We start from the raw sequence: 15,623 nt of genomic DNA, 5'->3' as shown, positions 1-15,623 counted from the left end.
GGCAGCGTGTTAATCGTTTTCATGTCGGCACGCGTTGGTGCATAGCACGCGCGTTAGCCAATGGCGCTTGTGTGGCGCTTCAGGCGAACGGCCGCTCGGCGGATGTTGATGCACGCACAGGCATTGCGTCGTTGCGGTTCGAAATCGCCGCGATGGTGGCGCCCTGGCGCAAGCTGTGCGGCAAAGTCAGCGTGAGCGACGTTTCATTCAAGGCTTCGTAAGTGCCGGTGACGCGCGCCAGCAAACGCTGCCAGGCCGCGCAGCCGATTTCGCGATTCGGCGCGCAGATGCTGGCGAGCGCTGGCGACAGCAGTTCGCCCATGGCGAGGCCATCGAAGCCGAGAATCGACATGTCGTGGGGAATCTGCAGACGTGCGCGGCGCCGGCCGCGCATGACCACCATCGCCAGCAGGTCGTTGCTGCAGAAGAGGGCGCTGGGGCGGTTTGGGCCGCTCGTCAGATGGGCGAGCACCGAGGGCGACAGTTCCTCGGCGTTGAAATCGACCTCGAGCGCGGGCGCCGGCGTGAGGCCGGCTTGCTGCATCGCCTGTGAATAGCCGAGATGCCGCTGACGGGCGCGGTCGGACGCGGCCAGCGTGCCGGCCAGCATGAGGATGCGGCGATGGCCGTGGGCGATCAGCATGCGCACGCCGTCGTAGGCGGCCAAACGATTGTCCACCGAGACCGACGGACGACGCACCGTGTCGTTATGCATCAGCACATAGAGCAGTCCCGCGCGGTCGAGTTCGTCGAGCAGCGGGTGCGTGTCGGCATCGGCGACCGTCAGGATCAGGCCTTCCACGCGGTGTTCGCGCAGCGTTTCGATGGCGTGGCGTTCGCGGTCGGCGTCGTACTGCGTGGTCATCAGCATGAGCCGGTAGCCTTGCGCCGAGGCGAGTTCGTCGATGCCCTGCAGGCACTCGGCGAACACCGGATTGGCGAGCGTCGGCAGGATCACGCCGATCAGGCGCGTGCGTTCGCCGCGCAATTGCCGCCCGAGCGGGCTGGGACGGAAGTTCAGGGCGTCGATGGACTGACGCACCTTGTCGAGCGTGACCGGGTTGACGGTGTGCGGCGCGTTGATCGCGCGCGACACCGTAGCGATGGAGAAGCCGGCGTGGGCAGCGACATCTTTGATCGTAGGGATCATGGGTTTGCGCTCGGGTTGTAAACGTTTTCGTGAGCGGATTATCGGGAAGGTTTGTGACTTACGGATGACGCCAGTATTTGCCGGTGCGGCGTGTGGAATGGGAGTGTGCGGGGCGGCGCCTGGGCGGTTTGGTACGCCCGGCGGGCAATGGTAGAATTCGCGTCCACACGCGGTTCGACCCCTGCCGGGGTGATGAAATTGGTAAACATAGCGGACTTAAAATCCGCCGCCTAACGGCTTGCCGGTTCAAGTCCGGTCCCCGGCACCAGCAGTCCCCGCAAGGGTTTCGGCCTGTTTGTGGCTTGGCCACAAATCCTTAGGGTGTGAGTTTTTTTGCCTTAGGCCGGATTCCAGGGCATTACCTGTATCCATTCGCTGTGCTGTACCACCGTCTGGCGGAAAAGACCACGTCGCGCGATCAGCACGCCGGAGACGGGCTAGGTTCTAGTTTCCTGCCATTGCTGCGGACTCCATTCGGTCAGCGGCTGATCGGCACGCACGTAGAGCGGGTGGCGCGGCGAGCCGTTCTTCGTCGTGCCAAGACACCACAGGCGCGCGCCGGCATCACGCATGATGCTGACGACACAAGCGGCCCGCTCGGGCCTGGCATTCGAGCCCCATGCGCAAACCACGTCGCCGTACTCGCGGGCAAAGGTCCACAGGCAGTCGTCGTTGTCGGGGCCGACCGGATCAGGATGGGACCAAAGGGCGGCCGGATCTGTCGAGCGCAACGCGTACAGGTTGGCGACTGCCAGGCCATTGCAATCCCAGAGCTTTGCGAAGCCGCGGCATCGGCGAATGGTCGGATCGTCGAGCTGCGCGTCAGCGGTGCTCGGATTGAGCATCACGAATAGCGCGGTCGATTTCTCGGGCGACAACGATTCGGCAGCACGCATCAGCCAATAGCGATAGGTGCCGCACGAGCTGATAAAGGCGTTCACGATTTCACCTCCTGATCCACCGCAAAAGATGCGGCGCATAATGACGAAATCCATTTGTCAGGGTGATGGAGGTAAATGTGACTACTTTTGCTATCGATGCCATTCGCATCAACCCGGCCAGCGACAGGATCACCCACGTGCGCTGGGCTCCCGTCGACCCGTCGACGCGTGACTGGTTATCCCCCACGTCGATTGTCGAGGTGGCCGAAGTCGTCGCCGCGATCCGCCGGGGCGACGCTGTTTGGTCCCTTTTTACGCTCGGCGGCACTCGGTTTCTGGGGCCAAAAATTGTGCCTGTCTCCCACACCGACGGCCGCGATGGGATTGACACTGACGTCCCCGGCGATCATGTCGAAAAATGCATCGACGACCTGCCGCACGTTTGACCGCCTAGCTTAGGCCATCGACGATCAGCGTGCGCATTGCAGGAGCGCTTTTCTGCAATGGCCCGTTTCCGGGAGGCTCTGATGCGAGCCTCACTGTTCGATTTCGGTGACATTGATGCGATCACCTATATCGTGCAGGTGTCGTAGCTGGCTGAACGCATGCATACGCGCATTGACCTCGGGCATCCGTAGCCTTGGGGCGAGGACAGCAATGCCGTGATCCAAAGGGCGCTCGTGAGGGGCCCATTCGGATACGGCGCAAGCATTCGACAACGTGCGATGCTGACGACGTCTACCAACCTGTGTTTCCCACCAAAACAACCCAACTCCATCGGAGAAAAATGATGGGCAGTGAAAAATCGAAGCGCGCACGCCGCGCCGCCGAAAGCCTCTTCGGGGATTTGCCGACCAGCAGCAACACCACGGCCAGTCGGCCCTCGAATCCCTTCGGCAACGACCCCTTCGACAATCCCGCCAGCGTGACGCCGGCAGGGAACGAACTCGTCGTGCTGCCGGCCCAGTTCGAACTGCCGCCCGGCTATGAAGACGCGGCGGCCATGCGCGATGCGCTCGCCCGCATCTGGCGCATGGACTGGATCAAGGTCGGGAAAGACGAATGCGTGGTCAGACTGCCAGTGGGTTGGCGCGCGGACAAGTCGGTGGACGGTGTTCTGCGAATCGAATCGGCGAGCGTCGTTCGTGCGCAGGGCCGCATCGTGGAGGGCGCCGCATTGCAGATCCTTCCGCGCTACTACCTGAAGGCGGAATTCCACGAGGCGAACGACCACTGCCGGATCGTCGTGCGGGATCGCGGCCGTAACAACAGCGTCCTGAAGGATTCGTTCTGGGATACGCGCAGTGGCCCGAACCATCCTCAGTGGAAGATCCTGTCCGACTGGCTGGACAAGGAATACCCGGATCATCGCGATCCGCTTCGGTATTGGGAAGATTGCGAAGACAATCGCCGCGGTGTTTGAGTAGGTGCCGACCAGAACCATGTCCCACCTGAAATACCTGAGCGGCTACCCTCCCGCGCTGCAAGAGAAAGTCAAGAAGCTGATCGCCGAAGATCAACTCGGCTCCTATCTCACGGCGCGCTATCCCAACACGCACGACGTGCAAACAGACAGAGCGCTGTACGCCTACTGCGCCGACCTGAAACGCGAGCACCTGCGCAGCGCGGACCAGATCGACAAGGTCACCTACGACAGCAAACTCGACGTCGTACGCCACGCACTAGGTCTGCATACGAGCATTTCCCGCGTGCAAGGCGGCAAGCTGAAGGCGAAGAAGGAAATCCGCATCGCCTCGCTGTTCAAATCGGCGGCGCCGGAATTTCTGAAAATGATCGTGGTGCACGAACTCGCTCATCTGAAGGAAAGCGACCACAACAAGGCCTTTTACCGACTCTGCGAGTTCATGCAACCGGGTTACCACCAGATCGAATTCGACTTGCGTCTTTACCTGACGCATCGCGCATTGGCGAAAAGCCAGACCTGATCGTCAAGCGTCACGCGGCAACCGCTTCAATCTCGGAAGCCTTCAACAAAACCGGAATCGACTTAGACGTCGGCGTTCCCGCGCCATCGGCGACCGACGACAGCGGCACGAGCGGATTCGTCTCCGGATAATAAGCGCCGAGACAACCGCGCGGAATGTCGTACTCCACGAGCAGAAAACCTTCGGCGTGACGCTCGATGCCGTCGGCCCACACGCTCGTGATATCCACGCGCTGTCCCGCCACGAAGCCGAGCATCGCGAGGTCGTCCTTGTTGGCGAACAAAACGCGACGCTGCCCATACACACCGCGATAGCGGTCGTCCAGACCGTAGATCGTCGTGTTGTACTGATCGTGCGAGCGCGTCGTCATCAACGTCATCAGCCGCTCGCCGTGTTCTTTGCGCGCTTGATGAATCGGCGTAGCCATATCGATCGCGTGCACCAGGAACTGCGCCTTGCCGCTCGGCGTCTTCCAGATCCGCTCGCGCGACGCCACGCCGAGGTGGAAGCCGCCAGGATTCTTCAACCGCTCGTTGTAGTCCGTGAAGCCCTCGATCACCTGCGCGATGCCGTCGCGGATCAGCGAGTAGTCCGCGGCCTGCGCAAGCCAATCCACTTTCTCGCTGCCGAGCGTCGCATGCGCCATGCGCGCCACGATCGCGATTTCCGACAGCAGATTCTCCGACGCCGGTTTGTTCATGCCGTACGAGATATGCACCATGCTCATCGAATCCTCGACGCTCACACCTTGCGCCACGCCGTTCTGCAGGTCGATTTCGGTGCGGCCGAGCGTCGGCAGAATCAGCGCGTCGCGTCCATGCACGAGGTGGCTGCGATTCAGCTTGGTCGTGATGTGCACGGTGAGGTCGCACGAACGCATCGCTTCCCATGTGCGCGGCGTATCGGGCGTCGCGATCGAGAAATTGCCGCCCAGGCCGATGAACACTTTCACCTTGCCGTCGAGCATCGCCTGAATCGTATTGACGACGTCGAGTCCGTGTTCGCGCGGCGGCTCGAAATCGTAGACTTCGCCGAGCCGGTCGAGAAACGCCTGGGTCGGCCTTTCTTCAATGCCGACCGTGCGGTCGCCTTGCACGTTCGAGTGCCCGCGCACCGGGCACAGGCCCGCGCCGCGTCGGCCGATGTTGCCGCGCATCATCATCAGGTTCGACAGGATCTGCACCGTCGGCACCGAATTCTTGTGCTGCGTGAGGCCCATGCCCCACGTCGAGATCACGGCGCGCCCCTTCACGTAGATGTCGGCGAGCTTCAGCACGTCTTCGAACGGCACGCCCGCTTCGGCGACGATCGTGTCCCAGTTTTCGGCGCGCAGGTCATCGGCGAACGCCTCGAAGCCCACGGTATGTTCGGCGATGAACGCGACGTCGAGCACGCGCTCAAGACCCGACGCCACAGCCTCATCGTCGAGTTCGATCACGCGCTTGGCGACGCCCTTGATCAGCGCGAAATCGCCGCCGACCTTCGGCCGGATGAACACGGAGCTGATCTTGGTGCTGCCCATCGTCAGCATTTCCACCGGATGCTGCGGGCTCGCAAAGCGCTCGAGGCCGCGTTCCTTCAACGGATTGATCGACACGATGGTCGCGCCGCGCTTGGCGCACTCGCGCAGTTCGCCGAGCATCCGCGGATGGTTGGTGGCCGGATTCTGGCCGAAGATCAGGAGCGTATCGGCGTGTTCGAAATCGTCGAGCGTCACCGTGCCTTTGCCGATGCCGACCGTATGCGGCAAGCCGCGGCTGGTCGCCTCGTGGCACATGTTCGAGCAGTCGGGGAAGTTGTTGGTGCCGTACATGCGCACGAACAGCTGGTACAGGAACGCGGCTTCGTTGCTGGCGCGGCCCGAGGTGTAGAAGGCGGCGCGGTCCGGATCGTCGAGGCGCTTCAGGTGATCGGCGATCAGGTCGAACGCTTCGTCCCAGCCGATCGGCACGTAGCGGTCGCGCACGGCGTCGTAGACGAGCGGGTCGGTCAGGCGGCCGTGCTGTTCGAGTTCGAAGTCCGATTGCGTCATCAGTTCGGCAATGGTGTGTTGCTCGAAGAACGCCGGCGTCACGCGCTTGCTGGTCGCTTCGGCGGCCACGGCCTTCACGCCGTTTTCACAGAACTCGAAGGTGGATGCATGCTCGCGATCCGGCCACGCGCAGCCGGGGCAGTCGAAGCCGTCCGGCTGATTCTGCTTGAACAGCATGCGGTAGTCGCCGCCCGTCACCTTTTCCTTGATCAGGTTGATGGCGACGTACTTGAGCGCGCCCCAGCCTGCGGCAGGGTGCGTATAGGGTTCGATGCGAGCTTCGGGTTTCTTCATGATGTTGCCGCCGGATCGGGCTTGAACGAGGCTGTTGAGCCGATAGGTGCAAGCCTACTGTGTTCCAAAAATGGCGCAGCATACAGAAAATTGGAAAGAGAAGGGATACAGTTGCGAGACTTTTGTCATAGACTGGCGTTCCAGCCCACGCTTCGATTTGACTCAGGTCCTTGAAACTGTACGAAAAACTCGCCGATGAAATGACCGAAGCCGTGCGCCGCGGGGTGTTCGCGGCGGGCGAGCGGATTCCGTCGGTGCGCCAGGCGAGCCAGCAGCACGGCGTCAGCATCAAGACGGTGTTGCACGCATACGCGTTGCTGGAAAGCCGTGGGATTGTCGAGACCCGTCCGCAGTCGGGCTATTTCGTGCGCGACGCCGCAGCGCGGGCAGTAGCGCTCGACGAACCGCGGCCCGGCCGCCTGTCAACACCGCAGACGCCGCCGGTGGCCGCCGCGGTGGACGTGAGCCGCCTCGTGCTGTCGACGTTGCGCAGCATCCGCGCGCACGACGCCGTGCCGTTCGGCTCGCCGTATCCGGATCCGTCGCTGTTCCCGTGGCGGCGCATCAACCAGTACGCGAACGCGATCGCGCGACGCCACGCGAGTTGGAACCTGATTGACGACCTGCCGCCGGGCAACCCCGAACTGATCCGGCAGATCGCCCGGCGCTACGCCGAGAACGGCGTGCCGGTCGATCCCGACGAAATCGTCATCACGCTCGGCGCGACCGAAGCGATCAACCTGAGCCTGCAGGCGGTCGCCAAACCCGGCGACACGGTGGCCGTCGAATCGCCGACTTATTACGCGATGCTGCATGCCATCGAGCGTCTGGGCATGCGCGCGATCGAGGTGTCCACGCATCCGGTGCACGGCATCGATATCGAGGCGTTGGCTCAAGTGATCGCCGAACAGAAAATCGCGGCCTGCATGGTGATGCCGAACTTCCAGAATCCGCTCGGTTTCCAGATGCCCGACACGCGCAAGCGGCAACTGGTCGAACTGCTCGCCGCGCACGAGATTCCCGTGATCGAAAACGATGTCTATCAGGAGCTGTACTTCGGCGAGACGCGGCCGTCGACCTTGAAGAACTTCGACAAGAAAGGGCTGGTGCTGCACTGCGCGTCGTTTTCGAAGAGCCTGACCGCGTCGTACCGGATCGGTTGGGCGCTGCCGGGACGCTATCGCGCGCAGGTCGAGAAGCTGAAGTTTCTCAATACGCTGACCACGCCGTCGGTGCCGCAAGTCGCGGTCGCCGATTATTTGCGGCAGGACGGCTACGACCGGCATCTGCGGCACGTGCGCAAGGTCTACCGGCAGCAGGCGAGCATCATGATGGCGATGGTGCAGCGGTTTTTTCCGGTCGGCACGCGTATGTCGACGCCGCAGGGCGGCTACGTGCTGTGGGTGGAACTGCCCGAGCGCGTCGATTCGATGCGGCTTTACCAGGCGGCGCTTGCGCGCAGCATCACGGTCGGGCCGGGCATGATGTTTTCGACGCGCAACGATTTCCGCCACTTCATCCGGCTCAACTACAGCTATCCGTGGACGGCGCAGACCGAAGCGGCTTTGAAGACGTTGGGTGAACTGGTCACACAGATGGCATAAGAGAACGAGGAGACATTCACCATGGAAGACGACGAACTCGATCCGGTGCTGGCCGCCGTGCTGACGCAACTGTGGCGCGCGCATCGGGAAACGCCGGGCGGCGCGTGGTCGCTCGCCAAACTGTCGAAGCAGGCGGGCGTGCCGATGAGCGGCTTGCGGCGGCACTTGACGGCGCTCGTCGACGGCGGTCTGGTGGACACCACCTTCAACGAGGAAGGTACAGGCACGGCGCGCCTGAGTGAACTCGGCGAAAGTCTATGTGCCGACTTGTTCGGCGATGGCGAGTTGCCCGATGACGACGAGGCGGATCCGTCGCCGAAGCTTCACTGAAGCGCGTCGCGCGTGACTGGGCGACAGATCGGCGAGCCGCGTGCGCGGCTCGCCTGAGCGCGAGCTTAAAGCTGGCTCATACCGCCATCGGCGATGATTTCCGTGCCGACGATGAACGCCGATTCCGGCGCCGAAAGATGCAGCACGGTCGAGGCGATTTCTTCCGGCGTGCCGAAGCGGCCGACCGGCACCTGGCCGAGAATCTGCGCGGCGGTGGCTTCGAGCGCGGCGGCGTCGAGACCGAGCTTGCCGTACAGCGGCGTTTGTACCGGGCCGGGGCTCACCACATTGACGCGCACGCCTTGCGGCAGCAATTCCGACGACAGCGTCTTCGCCAGCGAAATCACGGCGGCCTTGCTCGCCGCATACACGGACGACGCCGGCATACCGATATGCGCATTGATCGATCCGTTGATCACGATCGACGCGCCGCGATTGAGCAACGGCAACAGTGCCTGAATCTGGAAGTAGGCGCCCTTGACGTTGGTGTTGAACATCGCGTCCCAGAAGGCTTCGTCGACATCCGGGAACGGCGCGAATTTCGCGGTGCCGGCGTTGACGAACACCGCGTCGAGGCGGATGCCGGCGGCGCTGATCGCGGCGGCCAGTTCACGCGCCGACGCCACCGAGCCGGCGTCGTTGCGCACCGCGACGGCGTCGGCGCCGAGCGCCAGTCTGGCCGTTTCGAGCGCATCGGCGTCGCGGCCGGTGATGACCACACGGGCGCCTTCGTGGGCGAATGCCTTGGCGGCTGCGAAGCCGATGCCGCTGCTGCCGCCGGTGACGAGAACAGACTTACCTTGGAAGCGAGTCATTTTGAATCTCCGAAAGAGTGTTGCGGGTTGGTGAGAGTCATAGTGCGCCTGTGCGAGATGCTTGCCGTACCACTTCTCCGATGCACTCGTTCGAAGTCATCGAACATGTTTCCTGGGCACCCAGAATACTGGATTCGTTATAGACGAGATAACGAATAATAATTTTTCCGCTGAAATTGACCTTCGAATATGGCCCCCTATGCTGGAGCCTTGCCCGGGTTATCCCGAGCGCTGGGGCAGGCACCTTCAACCATCTTCGGAGAATCCATGAAAACAACGCTGGCGCGAGCGCTGCATCATTCACTGCGCATCAAAACCGTCCGAACCGTCCGCACGCTCATTTCAGCGACGCTTGGCGCGAGCCTGGCATTCAGTGCCGCGGGGGCGTCGGCCGCCGCCACGCAGCCGATCGGCATTGCCTTCGTCTATCTCGGCAATCCCGGCGACGCCGGCTGGACCTACGCGCACGAACAGGGCGTGAAAGCGCTCGAGGCGAAATTCGGCGACAAGGTCAAGGTGACGCGCGTCGAGAACGTGCCAGAGTCGGCGGATTCGGAGCGCGTGTTCCGCGATCTGGCGTCCAAGGGCAACAAGATCGTGGTGGGTTCGAGCTTCGGCTTCCAGGATTTCGAGCTGAAGGTCGCGAAGGACTTCCCGGACGCCGTGTTTGAACATGCCACCGGCTACAAGAAGGCCGCCAACTTCGCCACCTATGACGTGCGCACCTATCAAAGCGCTTACCTGGCAGGTCTCGTCGCGGGCTATACGACCAAGTCGAATACACTCGGCTTTGTCGGCTCCGTGCCGGTGCCCGAAGTCGTGCGCAACATCAACGCGTTCACGATGGGCGCCCGCTCGGTCAATCCGAATGCGCGCGTGAAGGTGGTGTGGATCAATAGCTGGTTCGATCCGGGCCGCGAAAAGCAGGCTGCCGAAACGCTGATCGGCCAGGGCGCCGACGTGCTGATCCAGAACACCGATTCGACGGCGACGATGCAGACCGCCGAGCAGAAGAAGGTGCATGCGTTCGGCTGGGACTCGGATATGAAGAAGTTCGGGCCGAACGCGCAACTCGGCGCATGCGTGAGCAACTGGGGCGTGTACTACACGCATCTGGTGGATCAGGTGATGGCGGGCACATGGAACAACTCGCCGGTGTGGTGGGGCCTGAAAGAGAAAGCGATCGATCTCGCCGACATCAACACCGACGCCGTATCGCCGGCCGCGCAAAAGGCCTTGAGCCAGAAGCGCGACGACATCGTTGCCGGCAAGTTCAATCCGTTTGCCGGTCCGATCATGGATCAGTCCGGCGCGGTGAAGGTCGCCGCGGGCAAGTCGCTGAGCGATCCGGAACTGCTGCGTTTGAACTGGTTCGTGCAAGGCGTGGATGGCTCGCTGCCCAAGTAGAAATTTACTTCGCTAATCTAACTATTATTCAGGAGGTCGCCCGTGAGTCTGACCGTTTCGACGGAGGCCGCCGCCGCGGCCGCCAACTATCCGCCGCAGGGTTTGACGCCCACGCACGAACAGATCGTGCGGCATCTGCGGCATTCGAGCCGGGTGGCCGAGCGGGCGACGCTGCTAGGACATCATCCGTTCGGCGCGGTGCTGGTCGGGCCGGACCAGGAGACCGTGCTGATGGAGCAGGGCAACGTCGACACGGTGAATCACGCCGAGTCGGTGCTGGCGCGCGTGGCGGCGTTGAACTTCACGCCCGAGTATTTGTGGAGTTGCACGCTGTACACGTCGGTCGAACCTTGCTGCATGTGCGCCGGCACGATGTATTGGGCCAACATCGGCCGGGTCGTGTTCGGCATGACCGAGAAGCGCTTGCTGGAAGCAACCGGCGATCACGCCGAGAATCCGACCATGAGCGTGGACTGCCGGTATGTGTTCGATCATTGCCAGAAACCGGTCGAGGTGCTCGGGCCGGTGCCCGACGTGGAAGCCGAGGTGATGGAAGTTCAGCGCAGATTCTGGAGCGGCCGGTAGCAGTGCTTTTCCCCTTCGCGGGAGAACGACCACCTTGCACGCATGCTGGCGTGGCGGCGCTCCGCCAGCATGCGCATCACGTTTCTCATTGCGCGGCGTCCGCCTGCATCTCCGCCGGTGCGAGCATCGCGACGCCGCAGAACCAGTCGCCGCCACGCGCTTGATGTTTCCACTGACCGCTGGTCTCCTTGAGCACGGTGGAACACTGCTCGTTCATCGTGATCCCCGGATTCGCCGCCGTGCATTGGCGCATCGCCACCTCGGTGGATTGCGCGGGCGCCATGAGCGGCCTGCGCCGCGTGTCCGGTTCAACCGGCGTAGCGGACGGCAGCGGCGTTCCGGCTTGCATGCTGTCGATCAGTTTCCGCAGTTCTTCGATACGCGTCGCGTACCACGTCCCCAGACACGCCGCATCGCGGCAGTTCGCTTCACGCCATGCCCACTTGCTGTCGCTGTCGGTGAGAAAGGCCCGCCGGTTGGTGACCCGACGACGCGCTTTCCAGTACAGTTGCCCCAGCGTGTCGTCGAGCTTCGAGAGCGCGGGGTCGTTGCAGATCATCTTCTCCGTTAGCGAGCGCCCCCTGTTGCAGTCGAAGCTGGTGGCGTGGGCGAATGGCTGCGCGAGCATCAGCGCGGCGATCAGAAGTGGGCGGATTCTTGTCATGGCGGTCCCGGCAGTGCATGGCTTTTTCATGCAATGGATGATCAGCCGAGTCGCCGGAATACGGACGACCGAAAAACGCGTGAGTTCACGTGGGTGGTTACCAAATCTTGCCTCACGGGGACGGCAGGAATCGACGCGAGAGGTTGACCAAACGCTTTCAGGCATGTGCCGTGCAACTCGCCTGTGAGCCGACGCACCGCGCATGGCAATGCGGCGTGCGTTGCAGGGACCGGAAGCAGGACTCACAACAAGCAGGACAGGCCGCCAACACCTGGCAACACCAACGCGGCCCTTGAAACGGGAGAAAGAATGAAACAACAACTCGTTCGTTGTCTGTATGCGGCGGCCGGCGTGCTTGCGTTGCCCGCTGTAGCTGGCGCGCAGTCGCAGGCTTATACCAACACTACCGTCAACATTCGCGCGGGTCCGGCGCCGGATTACCCGATCGTGGTGCAATTGCCGCGCGGTGTGCCATTGAGCGTCATGGGCTGCATCAGCAACTATCAATGGTGCGATGTCGCCGCGCCGAACTTGCGCGGCTGGGTCTATGCAGGGTCGCTCAGTTATCCCTACCAGGGCGCCAACGTACCGGTGATGAACTACGGCACGGTGATCGGGCTGCCGATCGTGACGTTCTCGATCGGTACGTACTGGGGCAACTATTATCGCGGCCGGCCCTGGTACGGCCAACAATCGCGCTGGGCGCATCATCCGCCGCCACCTCCGCCGCGACCCGGCGCGGGACGGCCACCGGGGCACGGCGGAGGAAGGCCACCGGGCGGACCGCCACCCGGGCATGGCGGAGGAAGGCCGCCGGGTGGGCCGCCACCGGGGCACGACGGAGGAAGGCCGCCGGGCGGGTCGCCACCGGGGCATGGCGGAGGAAGGCCATCGGGTGGTCAGCCACCGGGGCATGGCGGAGGAAAGCCATCGGGTGGTCAGCCGCCGGGGAATGTTGGCGGCCGTCCACAGGGTGGTCAACCGCAGGGCAATGCCGGTGGCCGGCCTCAAAGCGGTCATTCTAAAGGTGGCGGAGACAGGCCGCCGGGCGGCGGCAACGGCGGTAACGGTGGCGGAGGACACGGAGGCGGCGGAGGCGGCGGTGGTGGTGGCGGAGGCGGCGGCCGTCCACCGGATCAGCATAGCTGATCGCGCTCATGCGCAAGTCGCCGCAGCGTGTTCCAGCGCGATTCGGGTTCCGCCTGCGCCACAGGCGGTAGAGGAGCCCGAAACCCGGCCCGCGCGGCGCCCGCCCACGGCGTCATCACCCGCTCCAGCATGGCCATTGGGCCGTTTGACCCAGCGATCAACCGGCCCAATTAGCCAACCCGTCTGCGACACGCGACGAATTAAATTCGCCGGCCTCGCGTAAACCCCCGTGTGCCGCGTACACTAACTTGCCGATGTCGGGTTAGGGGGCGCACATATGACTTGCGAAGCGACATCAGAAAACACGCTGGGAGCAGCGCCTGAAGGCCGCTATGGATCGAATCTCGCCGAAGGGGTGCTGGCGTCGGAGCGCACGGTGTTGCGGTTGATCACCCGCAACACGCCGCTGCCGGAATTGCTTGACGAAGTATGCCGCCGCGCGGAAGCGCTGCTGGGGGAAGGCGCGTCCTGTTCAATCCTGTTGCTCGACCCCGACGGCGTGCACACCAGAGTGGGCGGCGCGCCGTCGCTGCCGGCGCACTTCAGCGCGGCGATCGACGGCGCCGCGATCGGCCCACGGGTGGGCTCGTGCGGCACCGCGATGTACGAGCGGCGTCTCGTCGTCGTCGAGGATATCGAAACCGATCCGCTGTGGGCCGACTTCCGGCACCTCGCGTTGCCGCTCGGCCTGCGGGCCTGCTGGTCGGTGCCCTTTGAAAACGATTCCGGCGTGGTGCTCGGCGCCTTCGCGGTGTACTACCGCGTGCCGCGCCGTCCGAGCGCCGAGGAAGAGGCGATGCTGCGCGACATCGGTCACAGCGTCGGTCTCGCCGTGCATCAGGACACCATGGTTCAGCGCCTCGCGCACAGCGAGGAGCATCACCGGCTGGTGGTCGATCACCTGATCGAAGGGATTGTGGTGCAGTCGCGCGGGGGCATCGTGCTCGCCTGCAATCCGAGCGCGCAGCGCATTTTGCGCGCGACCCCGCAGATCGTCGGCCGCAGTATTCATACGGTGATGGTGCGCGCGTATCACGAGGACGGCTCGCTCGTCGCCGATACGGCTCGCCCGACCGCCCAGGTGCTGGCAACCGGCAAACCCGTGCTCGGCGTCACGATCGGCGTGGAGCTGATCGGCGGCGACATCGTCTGGATCACCGAGAACGTCGTGCCGATCATCAAGCCGGGCGAGAGCGAACCCAGCTCGGTGCTGATTTCGTTCACCGACATCGGACCTGTGCGCGAGGCGCAGCGCCAACTCAAGTTCCTCGCCACCCGCGATTCGCTCACCGGCCTCTACAACCGCGCCTATCTCACCGAGCGGATGCGTGATCTGTTCACGCCGGACATGTCGTCCGGCATGGGCGAGCTGGCGAGCGTCGCCGTGCTGTTCGTCGATCTGGACGGCTTCAAGAAAGTCAACGACACCGCCGGTCACGAGGCCGGCGACTCGCTCCTGTGCAGCGTGGCGGAGCGCCTCTCGGCGTGCATCTCGGCCGAGGACACGCTCGCGCGCGTGGGCGGCGACGAGTTCGTGATCGTGGTCAGCGCGTATGAAAACACCGGGCATCTGATCGGCCTCGCGCGCCGCATCCTCGACATGATCGCGGTGCCGTTCGCGGTGGCGGACAACGAGTACTACCTGGGCGCGTCGATCGGCATCAGCCGCTTTCCCGAAGACGGCCAGGACGTCGCCACGCTCATGCGCAACGCCGATTCGGCGATGTATCACGCCAAGCAGCGCGGCCGCAACAACTTCCAGTTCTTCACCGCCGAGCTGAATCAGCATCTGCAGCGCCGCTTCACGATCGAGCAATCGCTGCGGCGCGCGCTCGCCGCCAACGAACTGAGCCTCGTGTACCAGCCGATCGTCGATAGCCACGACGGCCGCACGATCGGCGCGGAGGCGCTCCTGCGCTGGTACAACAGCGAGCTGGGCAACGTGTCGCCGGGGGAATTCATCCCGGTGGCCGAAGATGCCGGGCTGATCGTTGAGATCGGCGACTTCGTGCTGGCGCGGGCCTGCGAGCAGGTGGCGCAATGGCGCCGCACGCTGGCGCCGGAGCTGATCGTCGCGGTGAATCTGTCGCCGCGGCAGTTCAACGACGGCCTGGTGGAGCGGATCGAACGCTGTCTCGCGCAGTCCGGACTCGAACCGACGGCGCTGGAGCTGGAGATCACGGAACGGCTGCTGATGAGCGACAGCGAAACCGTCCTGCCGATGCTGAGCGCGCTGAACGCCATGGGCGTGCGCATTTCCGTCGACGATTTCGGCACCGGCTATTCATCGTTGTCGTATCTGAAGCGCTTCCCGCTGCATAACCTGAAAATCGACCGCTCGTTTGTCGCGGGGCTGCCGGATCATCGCGATTCGATTGCGATTACGCAGGCGGTGGTGGCGATGGCGCACTCCCTCGGCATGAACGTCACTGCCGAAGGGGTGGAAACCGCCGAACAGGCGGCGTTCCTGCGCGCGATCGATTGCGACAAGCAGCAGGGCTATCTTTACAGCCGTCCGGTCGGGGCAAGCGCGTATGCCCGCGCTTTGTGGGACGCGCAACTCAACGTGGCCGACGCCTCCTGAATCCGGCTGCGACCCGCATGCAAGCCCGGACGCCTTGCCGGGCCTGCGAATGCGGGCTTTCGCCGGGTGCGGCCGTGGGCAGCCGGATTCGATTGTTCGGTTTGACAAACAAGTGACTTCGCGTTCCCGGTATTTATCCGCGAGGTCGGTCTCCCTAAAATGCTCCCATCGAAAGGTAAATT

At 63.6% G+C, this 15,623-nt stretch carries 14 protein-coding genes and 1 tRNA gene; 10 read left to right on the top strand and 5 right to left on the bottom strand.

The window, feature by feature from the left end:
* Positions 1 to 79 precede the first annotated feature (79 nt).
* Entirely contained in the window at positions 80 to 1,150 is a 1,071-nt protein-coding gene (locus P0D73_RS14195) for a LacI family DNA-binding transcriptional regulator (RefSeq protein WP_408313344.1), read from the bottom strand.
* Between the two features lie 183 nt (positions 1,151 to 1,333).
* Here P0D73_RS14195 and P0D73_RS14190 point away from each other — a divergent pair.
* Positions 1,334 to 1,418, top strand: a tRNA-Leu gene (locus P0D73_RS14190).
* A gap of 169 nt (positions 1,419 to 1,587) precedes the next feature.
* Here the strand turns inward: P0D73_RS14190 and P0D73_RS14185 are convergent.
* Entirely contained in the window at positions 1,588 to 2,091 is a 504-nt protein-coding gene (locus P0D73_RS14185) for a DUF1643 domain-containing protein (protein ID WP_408282991.1), read from the bottom strand.
* Between the two features lie 77 nt (positions 2,092 to 2,168).
* Between P0D73_RS14185 and P0D73_RS14180 the strand changes: the two genes are divergently transcribed.
* The 3 genes from P0D73_RS14180 (at position 2,169) to P0D73_RS14170 (ending at position 3,977) form a co-directional block, all read left to right on the top strand.
* Positions 2,169 to 2,477, top strand: coding sequence for a hypothetical protein (locus P0D73_RS14180; protein WP_132373785.1), 309 nt, complete (start codon positions 2,169 to 2,171; stop codon positions 2,475 to 2,477).
* Positions 2,478 to 2,818: 341 nt separating this feature from the next.
* A complete protein-coding gene (locus P0D73_RS14175; RefSeq protein WP_408431703.1) occupies positions 2,819 to 3,454 on the top strand; it encodes a hypothetical protein in 636 nt (211 codons plus the stop codon).
* A gap of 19 nt (positions 3,455 to 3,473) precedes the next feature.
* The gene (locus P0D73_RS14170; RefSeq protein ID WP_408313348.1) at positions 3,474 to 3,977 is read left to right on the top strand and encodes a M48 metallopeptidase family protein; all 504 of its coding nucleotides are present in this window, start codon (positions 3,474 to 3,476) and stop codon (positions 3,975 to 3,977) included.
* 10 nt (positions 3,978 to 3,987) lie between these two features.
* On the opposite strand, the gene P0D73_RS14165 is transcribed toward P0D73_RS14170, so the two are convergent.
* Positions 3,988 to 6,303, bottom strand: a complete 2,316-nt coding sequence (locus P0D73_RS14165; protein ID WP_408431701.1) for an FdhF/YdeP family oxidoreductase — start codon at positions 6,301 to 6,303, stop codon at positions 3,988 to 3,990.
* A gap of 170 nt (positions 6,304 to 6,473) precedes the next feature.
* On the opposite strand from P0D73_RS14165, the gene P0D73_RS14160 reads away from it, so the two are divergent.
* Positions 6,474 to 7,907 carry an aminotransferase-like domain-containing protein gene (locus tag P0D73_RS14160; RefSeq protein ID WP_132373790.1) on the top strand — a complete coding sequence of 478 codons (1,434 nt, stop codon included), beginning with the start codon at positions 6,474 to 6,476 and terminating at the stop codon, positions 7,905 to 7,907.
* A 21-nt stretch (positions 7,908 to 7,928) separates the two neighbouring features.
* Positions 7,929 to 8,237, top strand: coding sequence for a winged helix-turn-helix domain-containing protein (locus tag P0D73_RS14155; protein WP_132373791.1), 309 nt, complete (start codon positions 7,929 to 7,931; stop codon positions 8,235 to 8,237).
* Positions 8,238 to 8,302: 65 nt separating this feature from the next.
* Here the strand turns inward: P0D73_RS14155 and P0D73_RS14150 are convergent, their stop codons facing one another.
* The gene (locus tag P0D73_RS14150) at positions 8,303 to 9,052 is read right to left on the bottom strand and encodes an SDR family oxidoreductase (protein WP_132373792.1); all 750 of its coding nucleotides are present in this window, start codon (positions 9,050 to 9,052) and stop codon (positions 8,303 to 8,305) included.
* Positions 9,053 to 9,319: 267 nt separating this feature from the next.
* Here P0D73_RS14150 and P0D73_RS14145 point away from each other — a divergent pair, with 267 nt between their 5' ends.
* Positions 9,320 to 10,459, top strand: a complete 1,140-nt coding sequence (locus P0D73_RS14145; protein ID WP_408175815.1) for a BMP family ABC transporter substrate-binding protein — start codon at positions 9,320 to 9,322, stop codon at positions 10,457 to 10,459.
* 42 nt (positions 10,460 to 10,501) lie between these two features.
* The gene (locus tag P0D73_RS14140) at positions 10,502 to 11,044 is read left to right on the top strand and encodes a nucleoside deaminase (protein WP_408431700.1); all 543 of its coding nucleotides are present in this window, start codon (positions 10,502 to 10,504) and stop codon (positions 11,042 to 11,044) included.
* Between the two features lie 85 nt (positions 11,045 to 11,129).
* Here P0D73_RS14140 and P0D73_RS14135 read toward each other — a convergent pair whose 3' ends face one another.
* Positions 11,130 to 11,708, bottom strand: coding sequence for a lysozyme inhibitor LprI family protein (locus tag P0D73_RS14135; protein ID WP_408431698.1), 579 nt, complete (start codon positions 11,706 to 11,708; stop codon positions 11,130 to 11,132).
* Positions 11,709 to 12,017: 309 nt separating this feature from the next.
* Here P0D73_RS14135 and P0D73_RS14130 point away from each other — a divergent pair, with 309 nt between their 5' ends.
* The gene (locus tag P0D73_RS14130) at positions 12,018 to 12,857 is read left to right on the top strand and encodes an SH3 domain-containing protein (protein ID WP_408431696.1); all 840 of its coding nucleotides are present in this window, start codon (positions 12,018 to 12,020) and stop codon (positions 12,855 to 12,857) included.
* Between the two features lie 277 nt (positions 12,858 to 13,134).
* Positions 13,135 to 15,441 carry a putative bifunctional diguanylate cyclase/phosphodiesterase gene (locus P0D73_RS14125; protein ID WP_408282978.1) on the top strand — a complete coding sequence of 769 codons (2,307 nt, stop codon included), beginning with the start codon at positions 13,135 to 13,137 and terminating at the stop codon, positions 15,439 to 15,441.
* The last annotated feature ends 182 nt before the right edge of the window (positions 15,442 to 15,623 follow it).

It is taken from the genome of Paraburkholderia sp. RL18-101-BIB-B, assembly GCF_046026985.1.
Classification (GTDB): Bacteria; Pseudomonadota; Gammaproteobacteria; order Burkholderiales; family Burkholderiaceae; genus Paraburkholderia.
The sequence above is the reverse complement of the archived record's forward strand: the minus strand, read 5'-3'. Positions and strand labels throughout refer to the sequence as shown.

Coding starts and splice junctions, on each gene's coding strand:
- P0D73_RS14150 (WP_132373792.1), bottom strand. CDS start 9,052: ATGACTCGCTTCCAAGGTAAGTCTGTTCTCGTCACCGGCGGCAGCAGC.
- P0D73_RS14175 (WP_408431703.1), top strand. CDS start 2,819: ATGATGGGCAGTGAAAAATCGAAGCGCGCACGCCGCGCCGCCGAAAGC.
- P0D73_RS14145 (WP_408175815.1), top strand. CDS start 9,320: ATGAAAACAACGCTGGCGCGAGCGCTGCATCATTCACTGCGCATCAAA.
- P0D73_RS14165 (WP_408431701.1), bottom strand. CDS start 6,303: ATGAAGAAACCCGAAGCTCGCATCGAACCCTATACGCACCCTGCCGCA.
- P0D73_RS14125 (WP_408282978.1), top strand. CDS start 13,135: ATGACTTGCGAAGCGACATCAGAAAACACGCTGGGAGCAGCGCCTGAA.
- P0D73_RS14130 (WP_408431696.1), top strand. CDS start 12,018: ATGAAACAACAACTCGTTCGTTGTCTGTATGCGGCGGCCGGCGTGCTT.
- P0D73_RS14155 (WP_132373791.1), top strand. CDS start 7,929: ATGGAAGACGACGAACTCGATCCGGTGCTGGCCGCCGTGCTGACGCAA.
- P0D73_RS14195 (WP_408313344.1), bottom strand. CDS start 1,150: ATGATCCCTACGATCAAAGATGTCGCTGCCCACGCCGGCTTCTCCATC.
- P0D73_RS14170 (WP_408313348.1), top strand. CDS start 3,474: ATGTCCCACCTGAAATACCTGAGCGGCTACCCTCCCGCGCTGCAAGAG.
- P0D73_RS14135 (WP_408431698.1), bottom strand. CDS start 11,708: ATGACAAGAATCCGCCCACTTCTGATCGCCGCGCTGATGCTCGCGCAG.